This is a genomic window from Burkholderia ubonensis (assembly GCF_001718695.1).
Taxonomy (GTDB): domain Bacteria; phylum Pseudomonadota; class Gammaproteobacteria; order Burkholderiales; family Burkholderiaceae; genus Burkholderia; species Burkholderia ubonensis_B.
Map to the genome: position 1 here is coordinate 2,147,916 of NZ_CP013420.1, position 18,143 is coordinate 2,166,058.

Consider the following 18,143-nt stretch of genomic DNA (forward strand, 5'->3'; position numbering starts at 1 on the left):
GAAGGCAGGGATGAACGGCCGCCGGCCGTCGCGCGGGTTCGTGCGACACGGCCGGCGGCGCAGGGCGAAGCGCGCTCAGCTGCCCGACTTCTCGAAGCGGCGCAGCAGTTCGTCGCCGCGCGTGGCCGCGGAATCGAGCGCGTCCTTCGGCGCCTTCTTCTGCGCCCAGACCTGCTCGAACTCCTCGTCGACGACCGTGCGGATCTGCGGCATGTTGCCGAGCCGCAGCCCCTTCGTGTACGGCAGCGGCGGCTTGTTCATCATCTGCTTGATCGCGGTTTCCGCACTCGGGTTCTTCGCGTAGAAGCCCTGCTGGCGCGTCAGGTCGTACGCGGCCGTCGTGACCGGCAGGTAGCCCGTGTCCTGGTGCCACTTCGCGGCGACGGGCGGCGAGCTCAGGTATGCGAGGAATTTCGCGACGCCCTTGTAGGTCGCCGGGTCCTTGCCCGCCAGCACCCACAGGCTCGCGCCGCCGATGATCGCGTTCTGCGGCGCCCCCTTCACATTCGCGTCGTACGGCATCATGCCGGTGCCGAAATCGAACTTCGCGAACTTGCGCAGCGTCGCGAGCGCGCCCGACGACGTCGTCATGATCCCGCAGTCGCCGCTGTAGAACTTCGACGACGCCTCGTCCTTGCGGCCCGCGTACGTGAACGTGCCGTCCTTCGCCATCTGCTGCAGGAACTGGATGTGCGCGACCTGCTGCGGCTTGTTGAACTCGAGCGCCGCGTCGGCGCCGTCGAAGCCGTTGTTGCGGCTCGCGAACGGCACGCCATGCCACGCGCTGTAGTTCTCGAGCTGGATCCAGCCCTGCCAGCCGGTCGTGAAGCCGCACGCCATGCCCGACTTGCGCAGCTTCTCCGCGTCGGCCTTCACTTCGTCCCAGGTCTTCGGCGGCTGGTTCGGGTCGAGCCCGGCCTTCTTGAACGCGTCCTTGTTGTAGTACAGCACCGGCGTCGAGCTGTTGAACGGCATCGACACCAGATGGCCCGTCTTCGCGTCGCTGTAGTAGCTTGCAATGGTCGGCACGAACGCCTTTTCGTCGAGCGGCACGCCGGCCTGCTTGAACACGTCGTAGACGGGCACCACCGCCTTCTTCGCCTGCATCATCGTCGCGGTGCCGACTTCATAGACCTGGAGGATCGCCGGCGCGTTGCCGCTGCGGTACGCGGCAATGCCCGCCGCGAGCGCCTGGTCGTAGGTGCCCTTGAAGACCGGCACGATCTTGTAGTCGCTTTGCGACGCGTTGAACTGCGCGGCGATGTCGTTGACCCGCTCGCCGAGCGCGGCTTCCATCGCATGCCAGAACTGGATTTCCGTCGCCGCAAATGCTGCGTGCTGCGCGCCGGCCATCAGCACGCCCCCGAGTGCGAGCGAGCGAACCAGCGTCCCTACGGGCTTCTTCTTCATCGACCTCTTCTCCTATGAAAACGATACCAACCGCATGTACGGCTTTCCCGTTGCCAGCGAACCGGCGAAGTCTAGTGATCGAATGTGACAGTCAGTTGTCGCTGACGACGAACAGCCGCTGGTATTCCTTCAGCGCGAAACGATCGGTCATGCCGGCGATGTAGTGGGCGACGAGGCGCGGCTGCTTCGCCGGATCGTCGGACTGGTACGGCGGCGGCAGCAGGCGCGGATCGTCGCAGAACGCGTCGAACAGGCCGCTGACGACGCGCTGCGCCTTGTTCGCCATCCTCATGACCTTGTAATGGCGGTACAGGTTCTTGAACAGGAAGCGCTTGAGCGCCGCCGCCTGCGCGGCGACCGCTTCGCTGTGCGCGACGATCGGCGGGGCCGCGCGCACGTCGTCGAGCGAGGCCGGCGCGATGCGCGCGAGATTGCGCGTGGTTTCGTCGATCAGGTCGACGATCAGCGTATTGATGATGCGGCGCACCGTCTCGTGCACGAGACGCCGGCCTTCGAGATGCGGGAATTCGGCGAGCGCCTCGTCGTGGTGACGCTGCCAGAGCTCGACTTCCGCGAGCTGCTCGATCGTGACGAGCCCGGAGCGCAGGCCGTCGTCGACGTCGTGGTTGTTGTAGGCGATCTCGTCGGCGATGTTCGCGAGCTGCGCCTCGAGCGACGGCTGGCGCCCCTGCAGGAACCGCTCGCCGAGCGCGCCGAGCTTGCGCGCGTTCTCGCGCGAGCAGTGCTTGAGGATGCCCTCGCGCGTCTCGAAGCAGAGATTCAGGCCGTTGAACGCGCCGTAGTGCTCCTCAAGCTCGTCGACGACGGCGAGGCTCTGCAGGTTGTGCTCGAAGCCGCCGTGCTCGCGCATGCACGCGTTGAGCGCGTCCTGCCCCGCATGGCCGAACGGCGTATGGCCGAGGTCGTGCGCGAGCGAGATCGCCTCGACGAGATCCTCGTTCAGCCGCAGGTTGCGCGCGACCGAGCGCGCGATCTGCGCGACTTCGAGGCTGTGCGTGAGGCGGGTGCGGAACAGGTCGCCTTCGTGATTGACGAAGACCTGGGTCTTGTATTCGAGCCGGCGGAATGCGGTCGAGTGGACGATGCGGTCGCGATCGCGCTGGAATTCGGTGCGGGCCGCCGGCGGCGGCTCGGGATGGCGCCGGCCGCGCGAGCACGACGCGTGCGCGGCATACGGAGCGAGATGGGCTTCCAGCGCCGCCAGCGTCGGCGGCTCGGCCACCACCGGCGCGGCGACTGCACGGCTGGCCTGGGGCAGTTTGCTGCTGGATGTCTCGCTCACGTCTCCTCCATGTCAGGGGCGCCGGGGCATCCGGGCCGCAGTTACCGGGTCGTCTGCGCCAGGGTGGCGAACACGGCCTCGTCGGGCGCCGGCGCGATCAGCGTATCGCCGAAGCGCTTCAGCAGGATGAACTTGATCGCGCCGGCTTCGGCCTTCTTGTCGACGCGCATCAGGTCCATGTAGCGCGCGTCGCCGAGCGCCGGCGCGCGGGTCGGCAGGTGCGCGGCCGCGATCACCGCGTCGAGGCGCTGCCGCGACGCTTCGTCCAGCAGGCCGAGCCGCACCGACAGGTCGCCCGCCATCACCATCCCGCAGCCGACCGCCTCGCCGTGCAGCCACTCGCCGTAGCCGAGCCCGGCCTCGATCGCGTGCCCGAACGTGTGGCCGAAGTTGAGGATCGCGCGCAGGCCGCCTTCGCGTTCGTCGGCCGCGACCACGCTCGCCTTGATCTCGCACGAGCGCTTGACGGCCTCGGCGAGCGCGCCGGGCTCGCGACGGTTCAATGCGTCGACGTTCGCTTCGATCCAGTCGAAGAACGCGGCGTCGGCGATCGCGCCGGTCTTGATGATTTCGGCGATGCCCGCCGCCAGTTCGCGCTCGGGCAGCGTCGTCAGCGCGCCGATGTCCGCGATCACCGCCTGCGGCTGGTAGAACGCGCCGATCATGTTCTTGCCGAGCGGGTGATTGATGCCGGTCTTGCCGCCGACCGACGAGTCGACCTGCGACAGCAGCGTCGTCGGCACCTGGATGAACGGCACGCCGCGCATGTAGCACGCGGCCGCGAAGCCCGTCATGTCGCCGATCACGCCGCCGCCGAGCGCGACGAGCGTGGTCTTGCGGTCCGCACGTTCGGTCAGCAGGCCGTCGAAGATCAGGTTCAGCGTTTCCCAGTTCTTGTACGCCTCGCCGTCCGGCAGCACGACCGTCGACACGCGCTTGCCGAGCGGCGCGAGCGCGGCGCGCAGCGCATCGCCGTAGAGCGGATCGACCGTCGTGTTCGTGACGATCGTGATGGACGAGCCCTTGATGTGGGGCGCGAACAGTTCGGTGCGGCCGATCAGGCCGGCGCCAATATGAATCGGATAGGCGCGCTCGCCCAGGTCGACGTTGACAGTAATCATGCTTGTATAGGCTTGGCGACGACGCCTGCCATCTCGAGTTGCATCAGCACCATGTTGACGAGGCCGTTGACCGACGGGCGGCCGGTTTCGATGACGAAATCCGCGCATTCCCGATACAGCGGGTCGCGCACTTCGTAGAGCGCTTCGAGACGCGCCTTCGGATCGTCGGTCTGCAGCAGCGGCCGGTTCTTGTCCTTGCGCGTGCGCAGCCACAGATCGTGCGGATTGGCGCGCAGATAGACGACGATGCCATGGGATTTGAGGCATTCGCGATTTTCGGGGCGCAGGATCGCGCCGCCGCCCGTCGCGAGCACGATGTGCTCGCGCTGCGCGAGCTCGGCGATCATTTGCGCTTCGCGGTCGCGAAACCCGGCTTCGCCTTCCATCTCGAAGATCACCGGAATGCGTGCGCCCGTCCGCGCCTCGATCTCGTGGTCGGAGTCGAAGAACGTCCTGTCGAGCCGGCGCGCGACCGCGCGGCCTACGGTGGTCTTACCCGCCCCCATAAGGCCGACGAAAAATACGTTTGCGTGTGGATCCCGCGCTTGCAACGGCTTTTCCTTTGCTTCAATCTTGCTGGTGTGTGGCGCAGCTTACTGGCAAAGCGGCTGCCTTGTCGAGCCTGGGCCGGCGGCGTCCGGGGCGGTTTCGCCGGCCGCCGGCTCGCCGCCGCCAGCCGCGTCGCAACGCGCGCCGACCACCGTCGGGGTGATGAACACGACCAGCTCGCTGCGCTGGTCGCGCTGCGCGCGATGCCGAAACAGCGCGCCCAGAATCGGTATTTTGCCCAAGAGCGGCACCCGCGTCACATCGTCCCGGCGCAACTGCTCGTAAATCCCGCCGATCGCGACCGTCCCGCCGTCCTCCACCTCGACGCGGGTCTGCACGTGCTTGGTATGGATCGCCGGGCCGGCCGCCGTCGGCTCGCCGACGCTGTCCTTCGTGACGTCGAGGTCGAGCACGACGCGCCCGTCCGGCGTGATCTGCGGTTCGACCTCGAGCTTCAGCGTCGCCCGGCGGAACTGCACGCCGCTCACGCCGTTGCCGACCTTCGCCTGGTAAGGCAGCTCCGCGCCCTGCTCGACGATCGCCTTCGCGCGATCGGCCGTCACGACGCGCGGGCTCGACACGATCTGTCCCCGACCTTGCGCCTCGAGTGCGCTCAGCTCGACGTCGAGCACGCGGCTCAACGGCGCGGCGAACAGCGTGAAGCCGGCCGTGGCCGCTTCGAAGCCGCCGATGGCGCGGGCCGTCAGATCGAGCGCATTGCGCGTGTCGGTTGCGGCCGTCGCGCCGTCGGCCGCCGGGGCGCGCCCGTGGGCGCGCAACGCGAGGCGAGCGCCGAGATTGCGCGAAAAGCCCTGCTCGCCCTCGACGATGCGCGCCTCGATCCGGACCTGCCTCGACGGCCGGTCGATCGCGTCGATCAGGCCCGCAATCTGCGTGATGCGCGGCGCGAGATCGGTGACGAACAGCTGGTTCGTGCGCGCGTCGGCCGCCGCCGCCCCGCGCTTCGACAGCAGGCGCTGCCCCGCCGCGCCGGTCAGGAGCCGCTGCACGTCCTGCGCGCGCGGATAGTGGAGCACGAAGGTGCGGCTGGCGAGCGGCTCGAGATCCGCCGCCCGCGCGTGCGCCTCGAAGCGTTCGCGCTCGCGCGCGGCCAGCTCCGCCGCGGGCGTGATCCAGATCACGTTGTCGCGCCGGGACATCGCGAGCCCATGCGTGTCGAGCAGCGTGTCGAACGCATTCCGCCAGCGGACATGGTTCAGACGGAGCGATACCGTGCCGCGCACCTGCTCGCTGACGATGATGTTGAGCCCCGTGAACCGGGCGAACGCGTCGAACGCGGCGGCCAGCGCGGCGCCTTGCAGATTCAGCGAGATTCGCCGTGCATCGTCCGCGTCGCCCGCATGCCGCGCCGCGGGGTCGTTCATCCGCGTGGGCGGCGGCAATGGAATCGGCGGACCTTCCAGCACCGGCTGCTGCTGCGGCAACGCCGACGACGCGCTCGCGCCTGCGTCGTGCACCGTGCGCGCCGCCGCGTTGAACGGCGCTGGCTCGGCCGACGCGCGGGCCGGCGCGTCGGCGGCAACGGTCGGGCCGTCGGGCGCGCCTTGCGGCAACGGCACGTCGGCGCCGTGCAGCGATATCGACGCGATCGGCCATCCTGACGGCGGCAAAGGCGGCAGCGTCGCCTGTGCCGCCGACGCGCCCAGCCCGGCGCCGAGTACGATCGCCCACCATGCATGCCGGCTCATGGGTTGCCTCCGTCGTCCACGACGAACCGGCGTGCGCCGTCGGCCGTCACGAGCGTTACCGCGCCAGCCTCGACACGCGTCACGCGCGCCGCGCCGAGAGCGTCGCCGGGCGCGACCGTCGAGAACTTGCCGTTGCCGGATTCGAACAATGCGAGCGCCGCACGAGCGTCGCGAATCGTGCCGGCGAGGCGCGGTGCGGAATCGTCGGACATCGGCTCGCCCGTGCCGCCGAACGGATCGCCGGCCGCCGTTACGGCAGGCGGCGCAGCGGCATCGCCGGGCATCGAAGCGGGCCGCAACCCCGGGAACACGTCGAGCGTCACGTCCATCCGGGCGGCGGACGCCTTCCGCTCGATCTGCAGGCGCGTCGGCACCACCAGCGCTTGGAAGCGCGCCACGCCGTCCGTCAGCCGCAGCAGCGCCGCGAAACCGCCTTCCGCGACCATTCGAACGGTTCGCCGGCCTTCCGGCGCCGTCTGGTCGGTGCTGCCCGGCTCGATCGACACGATCCGCAAGCCGCTCGCGCCGGCCAGGTCCGCCAGTTCCAGCAGCAGCGCGGGCCACGCCGGTGTGGCTGGCGCGTCGGTGTCGCGCTGCGCGGCGGTGCCGCGGTCGCGCTGCTGGGCGGCTGCCGTCGGAAGCATCCGCCGGGCAGCCGCGACGCGCGCGTGCGCGGTCGCCAGCAGTGCGCGGCTGCGATGGAGCCCGCTCGCGTCGGCCGCGTCCATCAGATATATGACGCCGCACGCGACGGCGGCGAATGCCAGCACGCAGCCTATCGCGTGGGCGGCGGCCGGCGACATCCGCGTCACGCGGCCGAGGCGCTGCGCCGCGCCGGGCATGGAGCGATGCGCGAGCGCCGTCATGCGCCGCCTCCCTTCACGTTCGGCCGCGACGACGCATCGTGCCAGCGCACCTGCACGGAGAACCGGAACGGCGCGGCGGCGCCCGCGTCCGGCGCACGCGAAGCGGGCGTCAGCGCGCCGAGGTCGAATTGCCAGCCGGGCTCCCCGCCCGCGATCCGGGCAAGCCACCGTGCGGCCGCAGCGTAGGTCGGCGCGCGCGCGTCGAGCACGGCGCCGGACGAAGTCGTCCGCAGCGCGTCGAGTCGCACCGAGTCGTCGGACGCATGCGCCAGTATCGCGAGCAACGCGACGACGCGCCGGGACGGTGCAGCCAGCTCGGCGGCCCGCGCGTCGCGTTGCGCGGCATCCGCGGCCACGCCGGCGGCACGCCGGGCGACATCCAGCTGCGGCTGCCACTGGCGCAACTGCGCGTCCAGCCGCGCGCGCTCGGCGTCGAGGTTCCATCGCCACACGGTCGCGGCTCCCGTCCAAAGACCGGCCGCGAGCACGCCGAGCACGATGGCCGCGCCCAGATGCGTCGCGCGCCGACGGCGCAACACCTGGGCGACGCGCTCTCGGTACGGCAGCAGATTGAAGCCGCCGAGCGCGGCTCGGCTCGCGATAGCCGGCCCGGCTCCCATGCCGGCCATCATTCCCACACCCCGCGCAACGCCAGCCCGATCGCGAGCGCAAATGCCGGCTCGCCCGCGCAGCCTACGGGCCCGCTGGGCAGCCCGTCCCATCCGGTGCAGTCGAACGGCACCGCCGCTACGCCGAGCGCATCGCCGATGTCGGCGACCGACGTGCCGCAGCGGGCCATGCAGCGCTCGTCGCCGGCCACCAGCGCGCAGCGCACGGGCTCGAGAGCGCAGCGCCGCAACGCGTCCGGCAACCCCGACCGCTCGTTGCCCGACATCGCGAGCACCGAGGCGGCGACCGGTCCGTCGACCCGCCAACCGTACACGCCCGAATCGCCGAACCAGAACGCTGCGTACGGCCCGTGCGCATCGGGTTCGAACTGCGCGGCATAGCGCAGCGCGCGCAGCGCGGCCGCCGACTCTGCGTCGACGGCCGTCAGGTCGATGCCGGCCTGCGCGGCGACGTCGATCCGCCGCTCGAGCAACGCCTGCGGCGCCACGGCGACCGCAATCTCGCCCACGCATGCGCCGTCGTCCTGCCGCCAGTCGAACGCGAGACTGTCCGGCGCCAGCCCGGAGATGCGTTCCGCGGCCTGGCGCGCGGCATCGGGGATGTCGTTGCGCCCGGCCAGGTCGAGCGTCGCCGTGCGCATCTCGTCGTCCCGCAGCGCCATCACGCCGCGCGCGTCGCACCGCACGCCTGCCGCGGACAGCCGCGCCACGGCCGCCGCCAGTGCGCGCGCGACCGCGGCCCAGCGCGCATCGTCGGGGCCGCCCGCGAGGCCCACCGACTCCCGTTCAAGGCCGTCGACACGCACCTCCGCGGCCCGGCCGCGCCGGCTCAACACCGCCACCCTCACGTCGCCCGCGGCGACGTCGATCCCTGTCGCCGTGCGCCTGCCCATCGCGAATCGCACCGCCCATCGTCCGCCCATCCCAGCCTCCCGCGATCGTTGCGGCCCACGCCGCGTTTCCGAGCACTGATTCTGCTGAGCGGCGGGCGCGGCCGACAGTCGGCCGAATGGCCAGTTGTGGCGCGAGCCGAGCGCGTGGACACTGTGTCGGCGACACCGCGATTGGCCGCTTCGCCGCGGGCGCGCGCCGTGTCAGGACCGGTCATACCGGCCAGCTATAATCGCGGGACTGTTTTCCGGTATGCCTATGCAATCCACGTCCCCTACGTCCCCGCCCCCCGCCCCGGAGCCGAAGAAACGCCCTTGGTGGCTGAAAATCCTGATCGGCCTCGTGACGGTGTGCGTGGCGCTCGTCCTGTGCGGCGCTCTCGTGCTCGGCTATGCGCTCGTCGTCGCGTCGCCGAACATGCCGTCGCTCGACGCGCTGACGGACTATCGTCCGAAGGTTCCGCTGCGCATCTATACGTCCGATCACGTGCTGATCGGCGAATTCGGCGAAGAGCGCCGCGACATCGTCCACTTCAAGGACGTCCCCGACTCGCTGAAGAAGGCGATCCTCGCGATCGAGGACGCGCGCTTCTACGATCACGGCGGCGTCGACCTCACCGGGATCATCCGCGCCGGTTTCGTCGCGCTGACCAACGGCCACGCGTCGCAGGGCGCGAGCACGATCACGATGCAGGTCGCGCGCAACTTCTTCCTGTCGAGCGAGAAGACCTACACGCGCAAGATCTACGAGATGCTGCTCGCATACCGCATCGAGCGCGCGCTGACGAAGGATCAGATTCTCGAGGTCTACATGAATCAGATCTATCTCGGCCAGCGCGCGTACGGCTTCGCGAGCGCCGCACGGGTGTACTTCGGCAAGGACCTGAAGGACATCACGCTGGCGGAAGCCGCGATGCTGGCGGGCCTGCCGAAGGCGCCGTCCGCGTACAACCCGGTCGTCAATCCGAAGCGCGCGAAGGTGCGCCAGGAGTACATCCTGCAGCGGATGCTCGAGCTGAACTTCATCTCGCGCGGGCAGTACGACGAGGCGGTCGCGCAGCCGCTCGTCGTCAAGGGCGCAGGCCGCGAATTCAGCGTGCACGCCGAGTACGTCGCCGAAATGGTGCGGCAGATGATGTACGCGCAGTATCGCGAAGAGACGTACACGCGGGGCTTCAACGTCGTCACGACGATCGATTCCGCCGATCAGCAGGTCGCCTACGGCGCGCTGCGCAAGGGGATCATGGATTACGAGCGGCGCCACGGCTATCGCGGGCCGGAAGGCTTCATCGAGCTGCCGGCCGGCGCCGACGATCGCGAGCAGGCGATCGACGACGCGCTGCTCGAGCATCCGGACAACGGCGAACTGATCGCGGCGGTCGTGACCGCCGCCGGCCCGCGCCAGATCACCGTCGCGTTCATCGACGGCAGCAGCGCGACGCTCGAAGGCGACAACCTGCGCTTCGCCGCGAGCGCGCTGTCGGCCAATGCGCAGCCGAACCGGCGCATTCGTCCGGGCGCGATCGTCCGCGTCGTGAAGAACGACGCCGGCGCATGGACGATCACGCAACTGCCGCAGATCGAAGGCGCGTTCATCTCGATCGTCCCGCAGGACGGCGCGATCCGCTCGCTCGTCGGCGGCTTCGACTACAACAAGAACAAGTTCAACCACGTCACGCAGGCGTGGCGGCAGCCGGGCTCGTCGTTCAAGCCGTTCATCTACTCGGCGTCGCTCGACAAGGGGCTCGGGCCGGCGACGATCATCAACGACGGTCCGCTTTACTTCAGCGCCGCGGAAACGGGCGGCCAGCCGTGGGAGCCGAAGAACTACGGCGGCGGCTTCGATGGCCCGATGTCGATGCGCACCGCGCTGCAGCGCTCGCGCAACCTCGTGTCGATCCGGATCCTCAACCACATCGGCACGAAGTACGCGCAGCAATACATCACGCGCTTCGGCTTCGACGCCGACCGCCACCCGGCCTATCTGCCGATGGCGCTGGGCGCCGGCCTCGTCACGCCGCTGCAGATGGCGGGCGCGTATTCGGTGTTCGCGAACGGCGGCTTCCGCGTCAATCCGTACCTGATTGCCGAGGTGACCGATCCGAACGGCGTCGTCGTCGCGCGCGCGCAGCCGCTCGTCGCCGATCAGAACGCGCCGCGCGCGATCGACGCGCGCAACGCATTCGTGATGAACAGCCTGCTGCAGAGCGTCGCGCAGCGCGGCACCGGCGCGAAGTCCAACGTGCTGAAACGCACCGATCTCGCGGGCAAGACCGGCACGACGAACGACTCGCACGACGCGTGGTTCGCCGGCTACCAGCACACGCTCGCCGCGATCGCCTGGATCGGCTACGACAACCCGCGCAGCCTCGGCGACCGCGAAACCGGCGGCGGCCTCTCGTTGCCCGTGTGGATCGACTACATGGGCGCGGCGCTCAAGGGCGTGCCCGAATTCAAGCCGACGATGCCGGACGGCGTCGAGACGCTCGGCAGCGAGCTGTATTTCGCCGACTTCACGCCGGGGCACGGCTTCGTGTCGACGGTCGGCGTGGCGCAGGCGCCGGTCGCGCAGGACGCGGAGGAAGAAGCGCCGCACGTCGACGAGCAGGAGAAGCAGGACATCATGAACCTGTTCCGCGGCCACTGACGCTCCGGCGGCCCGGAAATGAAAAAAGCGCCCGCGGGCGCTTTTTTTCATGCTGCTGCGCCGAGCGCCGGCGTCACGCGCGGAACGTGATCGGCATCCCGGCCTGCTGCGTCGCGTAGTCGCTGAGCGCCGCGTAGAACTCCGTGCCGGTGCGCGTGTCGCGCCAAGCGCCGTCGACGTAGCGGTAATGGAAACCGCCCGCCTTCGCGGCGATCCACACTTCCTTCATCGGCGGCTGCAGGTTGACGATGATCTTCGAGCCGTTCTCGAACGTCAGCGTCAGGACGCTGCCGTTGCGCTCGAGATCGATGTCGTGATCGCCGTCGTTCGCGGCGTCCACGGTGCGCTCGACGGCCGCCAGCACGGCCTCGGCGCGGGTCAGGTATTCGGTATCGGACATGCTAAACTCTATCGGTTCAATTGTTCAGGGACGATCATGCGAGTCGTTTTCCGGATGAGCGCGATTGTAGCGGCTTTGGCAATTCTTGCAGGCTGCGGTCAAAGCGGTCCGCTCTATTTGCCCACCGTGCCCCCGTTGCCAGCCAAGCCCATTCAGCAGCAGGACACGCCGCCGTCCGACGTCAAGCCGACCGACGAAACCGCGTCGTACGACAGCATCCCCGACTCTTCCGGCACGCCGCTCACGCTGTCGCCCGAGCTGTCGAGCAGCACGTCGAAGGCGGCAACGGCAGCATCGAGCCCGGCGGCCGCGAAGTAATCGAGCGCTGCGCCGCTCGCGGTTCACCTGTCGACACGACAAAAGGCGATGACTCCCCGTCATCGCCTTTTGTTTTTCTGCGCGTGCGTCGTTCATCGTCACGCGCGAATGCGGCGCCGGCTCCATTCGAACAGCCGCCAGCCGAGCAGCGCCACGACGATCGCCGCGTACAGCTTCGGCTGCGCGAGATCGTGCTTGCCGGCCTTCATCCACCAGAAGTGCAGCACGCCGAACGGCACGATCGCGTAGATCGCGCGATGCAGCGTCGCCCAGTGCCGCCCGAGCCTGCGGACCATCGCGCGCGGCGACGTCGCGGCAAGCGGGACCAGCAGCACGAACGCGGCGAAGCCGACGGTGATGAACGGCCGCTTGCCGATGTCCTTCAGTATCTCGGCCAGGTCGAACCACTTGTCGAACCAGACATAGGTCGTGAAGTGCAGCGTCGCGTAGAAGAATGCGAACAGGCCGAGCATCCGGCGAAAGCGCAGCAGCGCGGCAACGCCGGTCATCCGCCGCAGCGGCGTGACGCCGAGCGTGATGCACAGCATCACGAGCGTCCACAGGCCGGTCGAGCGCGTGACGAATTCGACCGGATTCGCGCCGAGCCGGTCGGTCAGGCCGAACAGCACGACGCGCGCGAACGGAGTCAGGCCGGCCGCGAAGGCCAGCACCTTGGCGGGAGCGAGCCAGCGCGGCGGAGCGGCCCGGGCCTTGTCCGGCCGGGGCGCGGCGGCGGGCGCCGGCGCGAGCGTCGAAGCGGGCATGTCGTTTCTCATCGGTGCGCGTCAGAAGAATTTCTTCAGATCCATGCCCTGATACATCGACGCGACAAACTCGCCGTAGCCGTTGAACATCAGCGTCTTGCGCTTCGGCGTGAAGAAGCCGTCATCGCCGATGCGCCGCTCGGTCGCCTGGCTCCAGCGCGGATGGTCGACGTTCGGATTCACGTTCGAATAGAAGCCGTACTCGTTCGGCGCGTAGGTGTTCCAGCTGGTCGGCGGCTGCTTGTCGACGAAGCGGATCTTCACGAGCGACTTCGCGCTCTTGAAGCCGTACTTCCACGGCACGACGACCCGCACGGGCGCGCCGTTCTGGTTCGGCAGCACCTGCCCATAGACGCCCATCGCCAGCAGCGTCAGCGGATTCATCGCCTCGTCCATCCGCAGGCCTTCCGAATACGGCCAGTCGAGAATCGGCGTCGACAGGCCCGGCATCTGCGACGGGTCGGCGAGCGTGACGAACTGCACGTATTTCGCGTTGCCGGTCGGCTGCACGCGCTTGATCAGCTCGGCAAGCGGCACGCCGATCCACGGAATCACCATCGACCAGCCTTCGACGCAGCGCAGCCGGTAGACGCGCTCCTCGAGCGGCGCGAGCTTCAGCAGTTCGTCGAGATCGAACACCTTCGGATGCTGCACGTCGCCCTCGACGCTGACGCGCCACGGACGCGGGCGCAGCGTGCCGGCGTTGCGGGCCGGATCGCCCTTGTCGGTGCCGAATTCGTAGAAGTTGTTGTAGGACGTGACGTCCTTGAACGGCGTCGCGTTGTCGGCCGCGACGAATTTCGGGTTGGTTTTCGCCGCCAGCTTCGCCGCACGCGCATCGGGCGACGCGTACGCGGCAACTGCCGCGCCGCTGCCGCCCAGCATGCTGCCTGCCGCCGCGAGGCCGGCTGCCTGCAGCATGCGCCGGCGGTCGTCGAATACCGCGCGCGGCGTGATCTCGCTGCGCGGAATGTCGTCACCGCTCAACGCGTTCCGGAAAGGCCGTTTGATCCACATCGTGCTGCTCCTCCTGCGTGCGCACCGCGCCCGCGCCATGCGCGTTCGACCCGCGCCATCATGCGCCGTTCGGCGCCCGGATCGCCCGCACGTTACAAAAGAAAACCGCCGGGCACGCAGTGCGCCGGCGGTCTTTGGTCGAACGAGCGTCGGGAATCTTACAGCTTGCCGTAGCTGTGCAGCCCGGACAGGAACATGTTGACCCCGAGAAACGCGAACGTCGTGACGATCAGGCCCGTCAGCGCCCACCATGCGGCGGCCGTGCCGCGCAGGCCCTTCATCAGCCGCATGTGCAGCCACGCCGCGTAGTTCAGCCACACGATCAGCGCCCAGGTCTCCTTCGGGTCCCAGCTCCAGTAGCCGCCCCACGCCTCCGCCGCCCACAGCGCGCCCAGAATCGTCGCGATCGTGAAGAACGCGAAGCCGACCGCGATCGACTTGTACATCACATCGTCGAGCACCTCGAGCGCCGGCAGGCGGTCGCCGAGCACGCCCCGCTCCTTCATCAGGTACGCGACCGACACCATCGCCGACAGCGCGAAGCTGCCGTAGCCGATGAAGTTCGCCGGCACGTGGATCTTCATCCACCAGCTCTGCAGCGCCGGCACGAGCGGCTGGATCTGCTGCGCGTCGCGCGCGATCGAATACCACATCAGGAAGCCGACCGCCGCGCTGATGATCAGCAGCACGAACGCGCCGAGCGCGCGTGTGCCGTAGTGGCCTTCGTAATACAGGTAGAGCAGCGCGGTGATCAGGCTGAACAGGACGAACACTTCGTACAGGTTCGACACCGGGATATGGCCGACGTCGGTGCCGATCAGGTACGACTCGTACCAGCGCACCATCATCCCGGTGAAGCCCATCAGCACCGCGACCCACGTGAGCTTCTGGCCGATCGCGGCGGCGGACGCCGAACGCGCGAGCGTGCCGATCCAGTAGAACACCGTCGCGAGCACGAACAGCGCGCTCATCCACAGGATCGCCGACTGGCTCGACAGGAAGTACTTGAGGAAGAACGCCGAGTCCGCGCGCGCCAGGTCGCCCTGGTAGATCTGGATCGACAGCAGCGCCAGCACCGCGATCGACGCCATCAGCAGCCGGGCCGGCTTCCAGCGCCAGCCGAGCGTGACGAGCGCCGGGACGGTGCCGACCAGCACCGCCTTGTCGTAGTAATCCATGTGCGCGTTGTAGTGCACGAACGCATAACCCGCGCCGAGCACGAGCGCGACCGCGAACAGCCAGTCGAGCGGCGACAGGCGCAACAGGAACGGACGGTCGTCGAACAGCGGCGCCGGAATCGGGGCCTGAGCCGACGCCTCGCGGGCGGGGGAAACTTGAGTGAGATCCATGATGTTACCGGGTGGAATCCTCTGAACCGCCGCCGGCCGGCGGGCGGGGAGCCGATGCCGGAGCGGCATCGCGAGGTGCGGCGTGCAAGGCGGCGCCGGCCGCGTCGCGCGTCTGCACGAATTCTTTCTCGAAATCGAAGGTCTTGCGGGCCGTGGACATCGCCATCACCACATCGACGCCGGAGCCGGCGTCCTTGAGCCAGAACCAGAGGCGCCGCTCGCGCACGTAGAACATCGAGAAGATGCCGGCGACCAGCAGCAGGCTGCCAAGATACACCAGATTCTTGCCGGGCGCGCGCGTCAGCTGAAATACCGAAGCTTGCACCTGCTTGAACGAATCGAGCTGCAGGTAGACCGGCGCGCCGTACAGGAAACTGTCGGACAGCGCGTTGATCGCGTTCTGCACGAACCGGACCGACTCCGCGCCCTGCTGCACGGGCGGTTCGCCGGCGCGCTCGCGCGCGATCTGCCAGACCTCCCACATCGCGCCTTCGAGCATCCGCAGCAGCAGGCCGGCCGCCTTCTCCTGCTCGGCCTTCGGCACCGACCGGTCGATGAACGTCGCAACCGCCTGGAACCCGCCCAGCGGCTGGCCGTCCACACCGCGCCCGGCGCTGTCGTCGCCGGCCGCAAACAGGGTCAGCACTTTCGACGCGCTGTCCTGCAGGCGGCCGCGCAGCGCCGCTTCGCTGCCCGGCAGCGAACGCTGCGCGAAGCGTGCGGCGGCCTCCGTGCGGACCGCCGGGTCTTCGAGCGCCGCGCGCACGCGCATCCATTCGCCGATCGAATCCTGGCTGTCCGCCGGAATCCGCATGTAGCGGAACGGATCGTTCGGGCTTGCGCGCACGCCCGCGAGGAACACGCGCTCGCCGCCCATGTCGACCGGCAGCATGTAGTTGTTGAACTCGCGCGCCTGGCCGTCCTTGCCGCGCACCTTGTATTGCACCGACGGGCCGATGTTGTGCAGTTGCATCGGCTTCGACGATTTCGCGCCCGAGCCGAGCCGCTCGTCGAACGCTTCCTTGAGCGTCGTGGTCTTCGCGACGCCGCGCACGTCCGGCCTGCCGTTCGCGTCGGCCATGTTCTCGACGTTGATCGCGCGGAAATCGGAGAATTCGATCGTCTCGCCGTCGGCGCCCGGCATCTGCAGCGGCACCGAGCTGCCGATCGTGCCCTGCACCGGGAACGTCTTCGGCGCGGCGCCCGTCATCGGGTACGCGGTCATCTGCATCTGCGAGCCGCCGTCCTGGAAGCTCGACTGGTAGATCGACACGCCCTTGTACGTGAACGGCTTGTTGACCTCGACGCGCGCCGGGATCTTTTGCCCGGTCGCGCGATCGATCACGACGATGTCGCTCGCGAACAGCTTCGGCATCCCGGTCGTGTAGTAGTCGACGATGAACTTGTTGAGCTGGATCGAGAACGGCAGGTCCTGGATCAGCGAGCCGTTCGGCTGGTTGAGGATCGCGGTCGACACGAACTGGCCTTCCGGCACCCACGCGTAGCCGCGGAACGTCGGGTTCGACGCCGACAGGCGATGGTCGGGCGAGATCTCACTGATCGTCGCGCTCGTGTTGACGGGGCTCTTGCCGAACATCCACATCTGGAATTTGATCGGCAGGTTGCTGTCGAGCAGGCCGCCGACGCAGATCACGACGATCGCGAGGTGCGCGGCGATGTAGCCCCACTTCGTCATCGCGCCGCGCTTCGCGGAAACCAGCGTCGCGCCGTCGGTTTCGCGCACGACGTGCTTGTAGCCGGCCTTCGTGACGAACGCGGCGAGCGTCGCGGTCGCCTGCGCGCGCGTGCCGGCCGCGGCATATTCGGCCTTGTGGTGGAACGCGCGCAGGCTGCCTTCGCGCACCTTGTCCTTCCAGCTCTTCGCGTCCTTGAGCATCTTCGGCGCATTGCGGATCACGCACAGCGAGATCGACACGACGAGGAAGATCAGGATCAGCATGAACCACCACGCGCTGTACACGTTGTACAGGCCGAGCGAGCGGAAGATGTCGGCCCAGAACGGCCCGAACTGGTTCACGTAGTTCGGATACGGGTCGTCCTGGGTCAGGACGGTGCCGACGATGCTCGCGATCGACAGCACCACCAGCAGCGCGATCGCAAAGCGCATCGAGCTCAACAGCTCGACTGCGCGCTTCGTTGCGCCCTGGCCCGACTTCGACTGCAACCCCGACGTGGTAACGCTCATTCAAACTCCGACTGACAACAAAAAAGGGCAAGGCGGCCGCTGCGATGCGGCGCCCCACCCTTTTCTTGTTCTGACTCCGGCCGCCCTGCGGGCGCCCGGTCGCTTTTCGCGGCCGGCGCTCAGTGCAGGCCGGCGATGTAATCCGCGACGGCCTTGATCTCGCTGTCCGACAGGCGCGACGCGATCTGATGCATCGCCTCGTTGTTGTTACGGGCGCCAGCTCCCTGCTGGAACGCCGTCAACTGGGCGACGGTGTAATCCGACCACTGGCCCGACAGACGCGGATACTGGACCGGCAGCCCCTGCCCCGTCGGCCCGTGGCAGCTCGCACACGCGGGCACGCCCTTCTCCGCGATGCCGCCGCGGTAGATCTTCTGGCCGAGCGGCACGCTGGCCGCGACGTGCGCGGTGCCGGGCTTGGCCGCCTGCGAGCCGTAATACGCCGCGACGTTGCGCATGTCGTCCGCGCTCAGCGCGCTCGCGAACCCGATCATCACGGCGTTGTTGCGCGCCGGCCCCTTCGCGCCCGGCTGCGCCTTGAAATCGTTCAACTGCTTGACCAGATATTCGGGATGCTGGCCGGCGAGCTTCGGAAAACCGCCCGACGCACTGTTGCCGTCGGCGCCGTGACACGATGCGCAGACTTGCGCCGCGATCGCCTTGCCACGATCCAGATCAGGCTTTGCCGCATCCGCCGCCCTTGCCTCTGCTACGAAACCTACGAACCCTGCTGCAACCTGAAGCACCATCAGAGACTTGCACAGTCGATTCATTCGCACACCCTGTTTCGTCTTGTGGGAATGAGGTTCTGCAATAAACGACGGCGATCAGTCTACCGCAGAAGCGCGCGAGGCGGGGCGCCCGGGGCCTTCGGCAAAACCGCCGTATTGTACAATATCGCGCTGAAAGCCCCCGCGCCTATCGGGGCTACCCCGCCTCCACCAAGCGGCTCGCGCCGCCCGTCC

Annotated in this window: 16 protein-coding genes; 2 read left to right on the top strand and 14 right to left on the bottom strand. The window is 68.5% G+C overall.

Annotated elements, in window-relative coordinates; all coding sequences use genetic code 11:
• Positions 1-75: 75 nt before the first annotated feature.
• The 8 genes from ugpB to WJ35_RS09850 form a co-directional block, all read right to left on the bottom strand.
• On the bottom strand, positions 76-1,410 hold the full coding sequence (gene ugpB, locus WJ35_RS09815; protein ID WP_042582928.1) for a sn-glycerol-3-phosphate ABC transporter substrate-binding protein UgpB: 1,335 nt from the start codon (positions 1,408-1,410) through the stop codon (positions 76-78).
• Between the two features lie 91 nt (positions 1,411-1,501).
• Positions 1,502-2,713 (bottom strand): deoxyguanosinetriphosphate triphosphohydrolase, encoded by a 1,212-nt coding sequence (locus WJ35_RS09820; protein WP_069239096.1) that lies wholly within the window; start codon positions 2,711-2,713, stop codon positions 1,502-1,504.
• 41 nt (positions 2,714-2,754) lie between these two features.
• A complete protein-coding gene (gene aroB, locus WJ35_RS09825; protein ID WP_060234191.1) occupies positions 2,755-3,834 on the bottom strand; it encodes a 3-dehydroquinate synthase in 1,080 nt (359 codons plus the stop codon).
• Positions 3,831-4,385, bottom strand: a complete 555-nt coding sequence (locus WJ35_RS09830) for a shikimate kinase (RefSeq protein WP_059830709.1) — start codon at positions 4,383-4,385, stop codon at positions 3,831-3,833. Before WJ35_RS09830 ends, aroB begins: the two co-directional genes overlap by 4 nt.
• A 42-nt stretch (positions 4,386-4,427) precedes the next feature.
• On the bottom strand, positions 4,428-6,092 hold the full coding sequence (locus WJ35_RS09835; protein WP_069239097.1) for a type IV pilus secretin PilQ: 1,665 nt from the start codon (positions 6,090-6,092) through the stop codon (positions 4,428-4,430).
• Positions 6,089-6,958 carry a pilus assembly protein gene (locus WJ35_RS09840; RefSeq protein ID WP_069239098.1) on the bottom strand — a complete coding sequence of 290 codons (870 nt, stop codon included), beginning with the start codon at positions 6,956-6,958 and terminating at the stop codon, positions 6,089-6,091. The genes WJ35_RS09835 and WJ35_RS09840 overlap by 4 nt, the downstream gene beginning before the upstream one ends.
• Complete coding sequence (locus WJ35_RS09845) at positions 6,955-7,578, bottom strand: hypothetical protein (protein ID WP_060091975.1); 624 nt, start codon at positions 7,576-7,578, stop codon at positions 6,955-6,957. Before WJ35_RS09845 ends, WJ35_RS09840 begins: the two co-directional genes overlap by 4 nt.
• 8 nt (positions 7,579-7,586) lie before the next feature.
• Entirely contained in the window at positions 7,587-8,510 is a 924-nt protein-coding gene (locus WJ35_RS09850) for a competence protein ComA (protein ID WP_069239099.1), read from the bottom strand.
• A 226-nt stretch (positions 8,511-8,736) separates the two neighbouring features.
• Here WJ35_RS09850 and WJ35_RS09855 point away from each other — a divergent pair, with 226 nt between their 5' ends.
• Entirely contained in the window at positions 8,737-11,124 is a 2,388-nt protein-coding gene (locus WJ35_RS09855) for a penicillin-binding protein 1A (protein WP_080434883.1), read from the top strand.
• A gap of 73 nt (positions 11,125-11,197) precedes the next feature.
• On the opposite strand, the gene cyaY is transcribed toward WJ35_RS09855, so the two are convergent.
• Positions 11,198-11,524 carry an iron donor protein CyaY gene (gene cyaY, locus WJ35_RS09860; RefSeq protein WP_069239100.1) on the bottom strand — a complete coding sequence of 109 codons (327 nt, stop codon included), beginning with the start codon at positions 11,522-11,524 and terminating at the stop codon, positions 11,198-11,200.
• A 36-nt stretch (positions 11,525-11,560) separates the two neighbouring features.
• Between cyaY and lptM the strand changes: the two genes are divergently transcribed.
• Complete coding sequence (gene lptM / locus WJ35_RS09865) at positions 11,561-11,842, top strand: LPS translocon maturation chaperone LptM (RefSeq protein WP_069239101.1); 282 nt, start codon at positions 11,561-11,563, stop codon at positions 11,840-11,842.
• A 98-nt stretch (positions 11,843-11,940) separates the two neighbouring features.
• On the opposite strand, the gene msrQ is transcribed toward lptM, so the two are convergent.
• The 5 genes from msrQ to WJ35_RS09890 all read right to left on the bottom strand — a co-directional run bounded on the left by msrQ (position 11,941) and on the right by WJ35_RS09890 (position 17,951).
• A complete protein-coding gene (gene msrQ / locus WJ35_RS09870) occupies positions 11,941-12,606 on the bottom strand; it encodes a protein-methionine-sulfoxide reductase heme-binding subunit MsrQ (protein WP_069239102.1) in 666 nt (221 codons plus the stop codon).
• A 21-nt stretch (positions 12,607-12,627) separates the two neighbouring features.
• The gene (msrP, locus tag WJ35_RS09875; RefSeq protein ID WP_060234183.1) at positions 12,628-13,623 is read right to left on the bottom strand and encodes a protein-methionine-sulfoxide reductase catalytic subunit MsrP; all 996 of its coding nucleotides are present in this window, start codon (positions 13,621-13,623) and stop codon (positions 12,628-12,630) included.
• A 158-nt stretch (positions 13,624-13,781) separates the two neighbouring features.
• Positions 13,782-14,972: a c-type cytochrome biogenesis protein CcsB gene (ccsB, locus tag WJ35_RS09880; protein WP_060234182.1), complete on the bottom strand. Its 1,191-nt coding sequence runs from the start codon at positions 14,970-14,972 to the stop codon at positions 13,782-13,784.
• Between the two features lie 4 nt (positions 14,973-14,976).
• On the bottom strand, positions 14,977-17,178 hold the full coding sequence (locus WJ35_RS09885) for a cytochrome c biogenesis protein ResB (RefSeq protein ID WP_060234181.1): 2,202 nt from the start codon (positions 17,176-17,178) through the stop codon (positions 14,977-14,979).
• A gap of 119 nt (positions 17,179-17,297) precedes the next feature.
• A complete protein-coding gene (locus WJ35_RS09890; RefSeq protein ID WP_060234180.1) occupies positions 17,298-17,951 on the bottom strand; it encodes a c-type cytochrome in 654 nt (217 codons plus the stop codon).
• Positions 17,952-18,143: the final 192 nt, after the last annotated feature.

Coding starts and splice junctions, on each gene's coding strand:
- WJ35_RS09885 (WP_060234181.1), bottom strand. CDS start 17,178: ATGAGCGTTACCACGTCGGGGTTGCAGTCGAAGTCGGGCCAGGGCGCA.
- aroB (WP_060234191.1), bottom strand. CDS start 3,834: ATGATTACTGTCAACGTCGACCTGGGCGAGCGCGCCTATCCGATTCAT.
- lptM (WP_069239101.1), top strand. CDS start 11,561: ATGCGAGTCGTTTTCCGGATGAGCGCGATTGTAGCGGCTTTGGCAATT.
- msrP (WP_060234183.1), bottom strand. CDS start 13,623: ATGTGGATCAAACGGCCTTTCCGGAACGCGTTGAGCGGTGACGACATT.
- msrQ (WP_069239102.1), bottom strand. CDS start 12,606: ATGCCCGCTTCGACGCTCGCGCCGGCGCCCGCCGCCGCGCCCCGGCCG.
- WJ35_RS09840 (WP_069239098.1), bottom strand. CDS start 6,958: ATGACGGCGCTCGCGCATCGCTCCATGCCCGGCGCGGCGCAGCGCCTC.
- WJ35_RS09845 (WP_060091975.1), bottom strand. CDS start 7,578: ATGGGAGCCGGGCCGGCTATCGCGAGCCGAGCCGCGCTCGGCGGCTTC.
- cyaY (WP_069239100.1), bottom strand. CDS start 11,524: ATGTCCGATACCGAATACCTGACCCGCGCCGAGGCCGTGCTGGCGGCC.
- WJ35_RS09855 (WP_080434883.1), top strand. CDS start 8,737: ATGCAATCCACGTCCCCTACGTCCCCGCCCCCCGCCCCGGAGCCGAAG.
- WJ35_RS09835 (WP_069239097.1), bottom strand. CDS start 6,092: ATGAGCCGGCATGCATGGTGGGCGATCGTACTCGGCGCCGGGCTGGGC.
- ccsB (WP_060234182.1), bottom strand. CDS start 14,972: ATGGATCTCACTCAAGTTTCCCCCGCCCGCGAGGCGTCGGCTCAGGCC.
- ugpB (WP_042582928.1), bottom strand. CDS start 1,410: ATGAAGAAGAAGCCCGTAGGGACGCTGGTTCGCTCGCTCGCACTCGGG.
- WJ35_RS09890 (WP_060234180.1), bottom strand. CDS start 17,951: ATGAATCGACTGTGCAAGTCTCTGATGGTGCTTCAGGTTGCAGCAGGG.
- WJ35_RS09850 (WP_069239099.1), bottom strand. CDS start 8,510: ATGGGCGGACGATGGGCGGTGCGATTCGCGATGGGCAGGCGCACGGCG.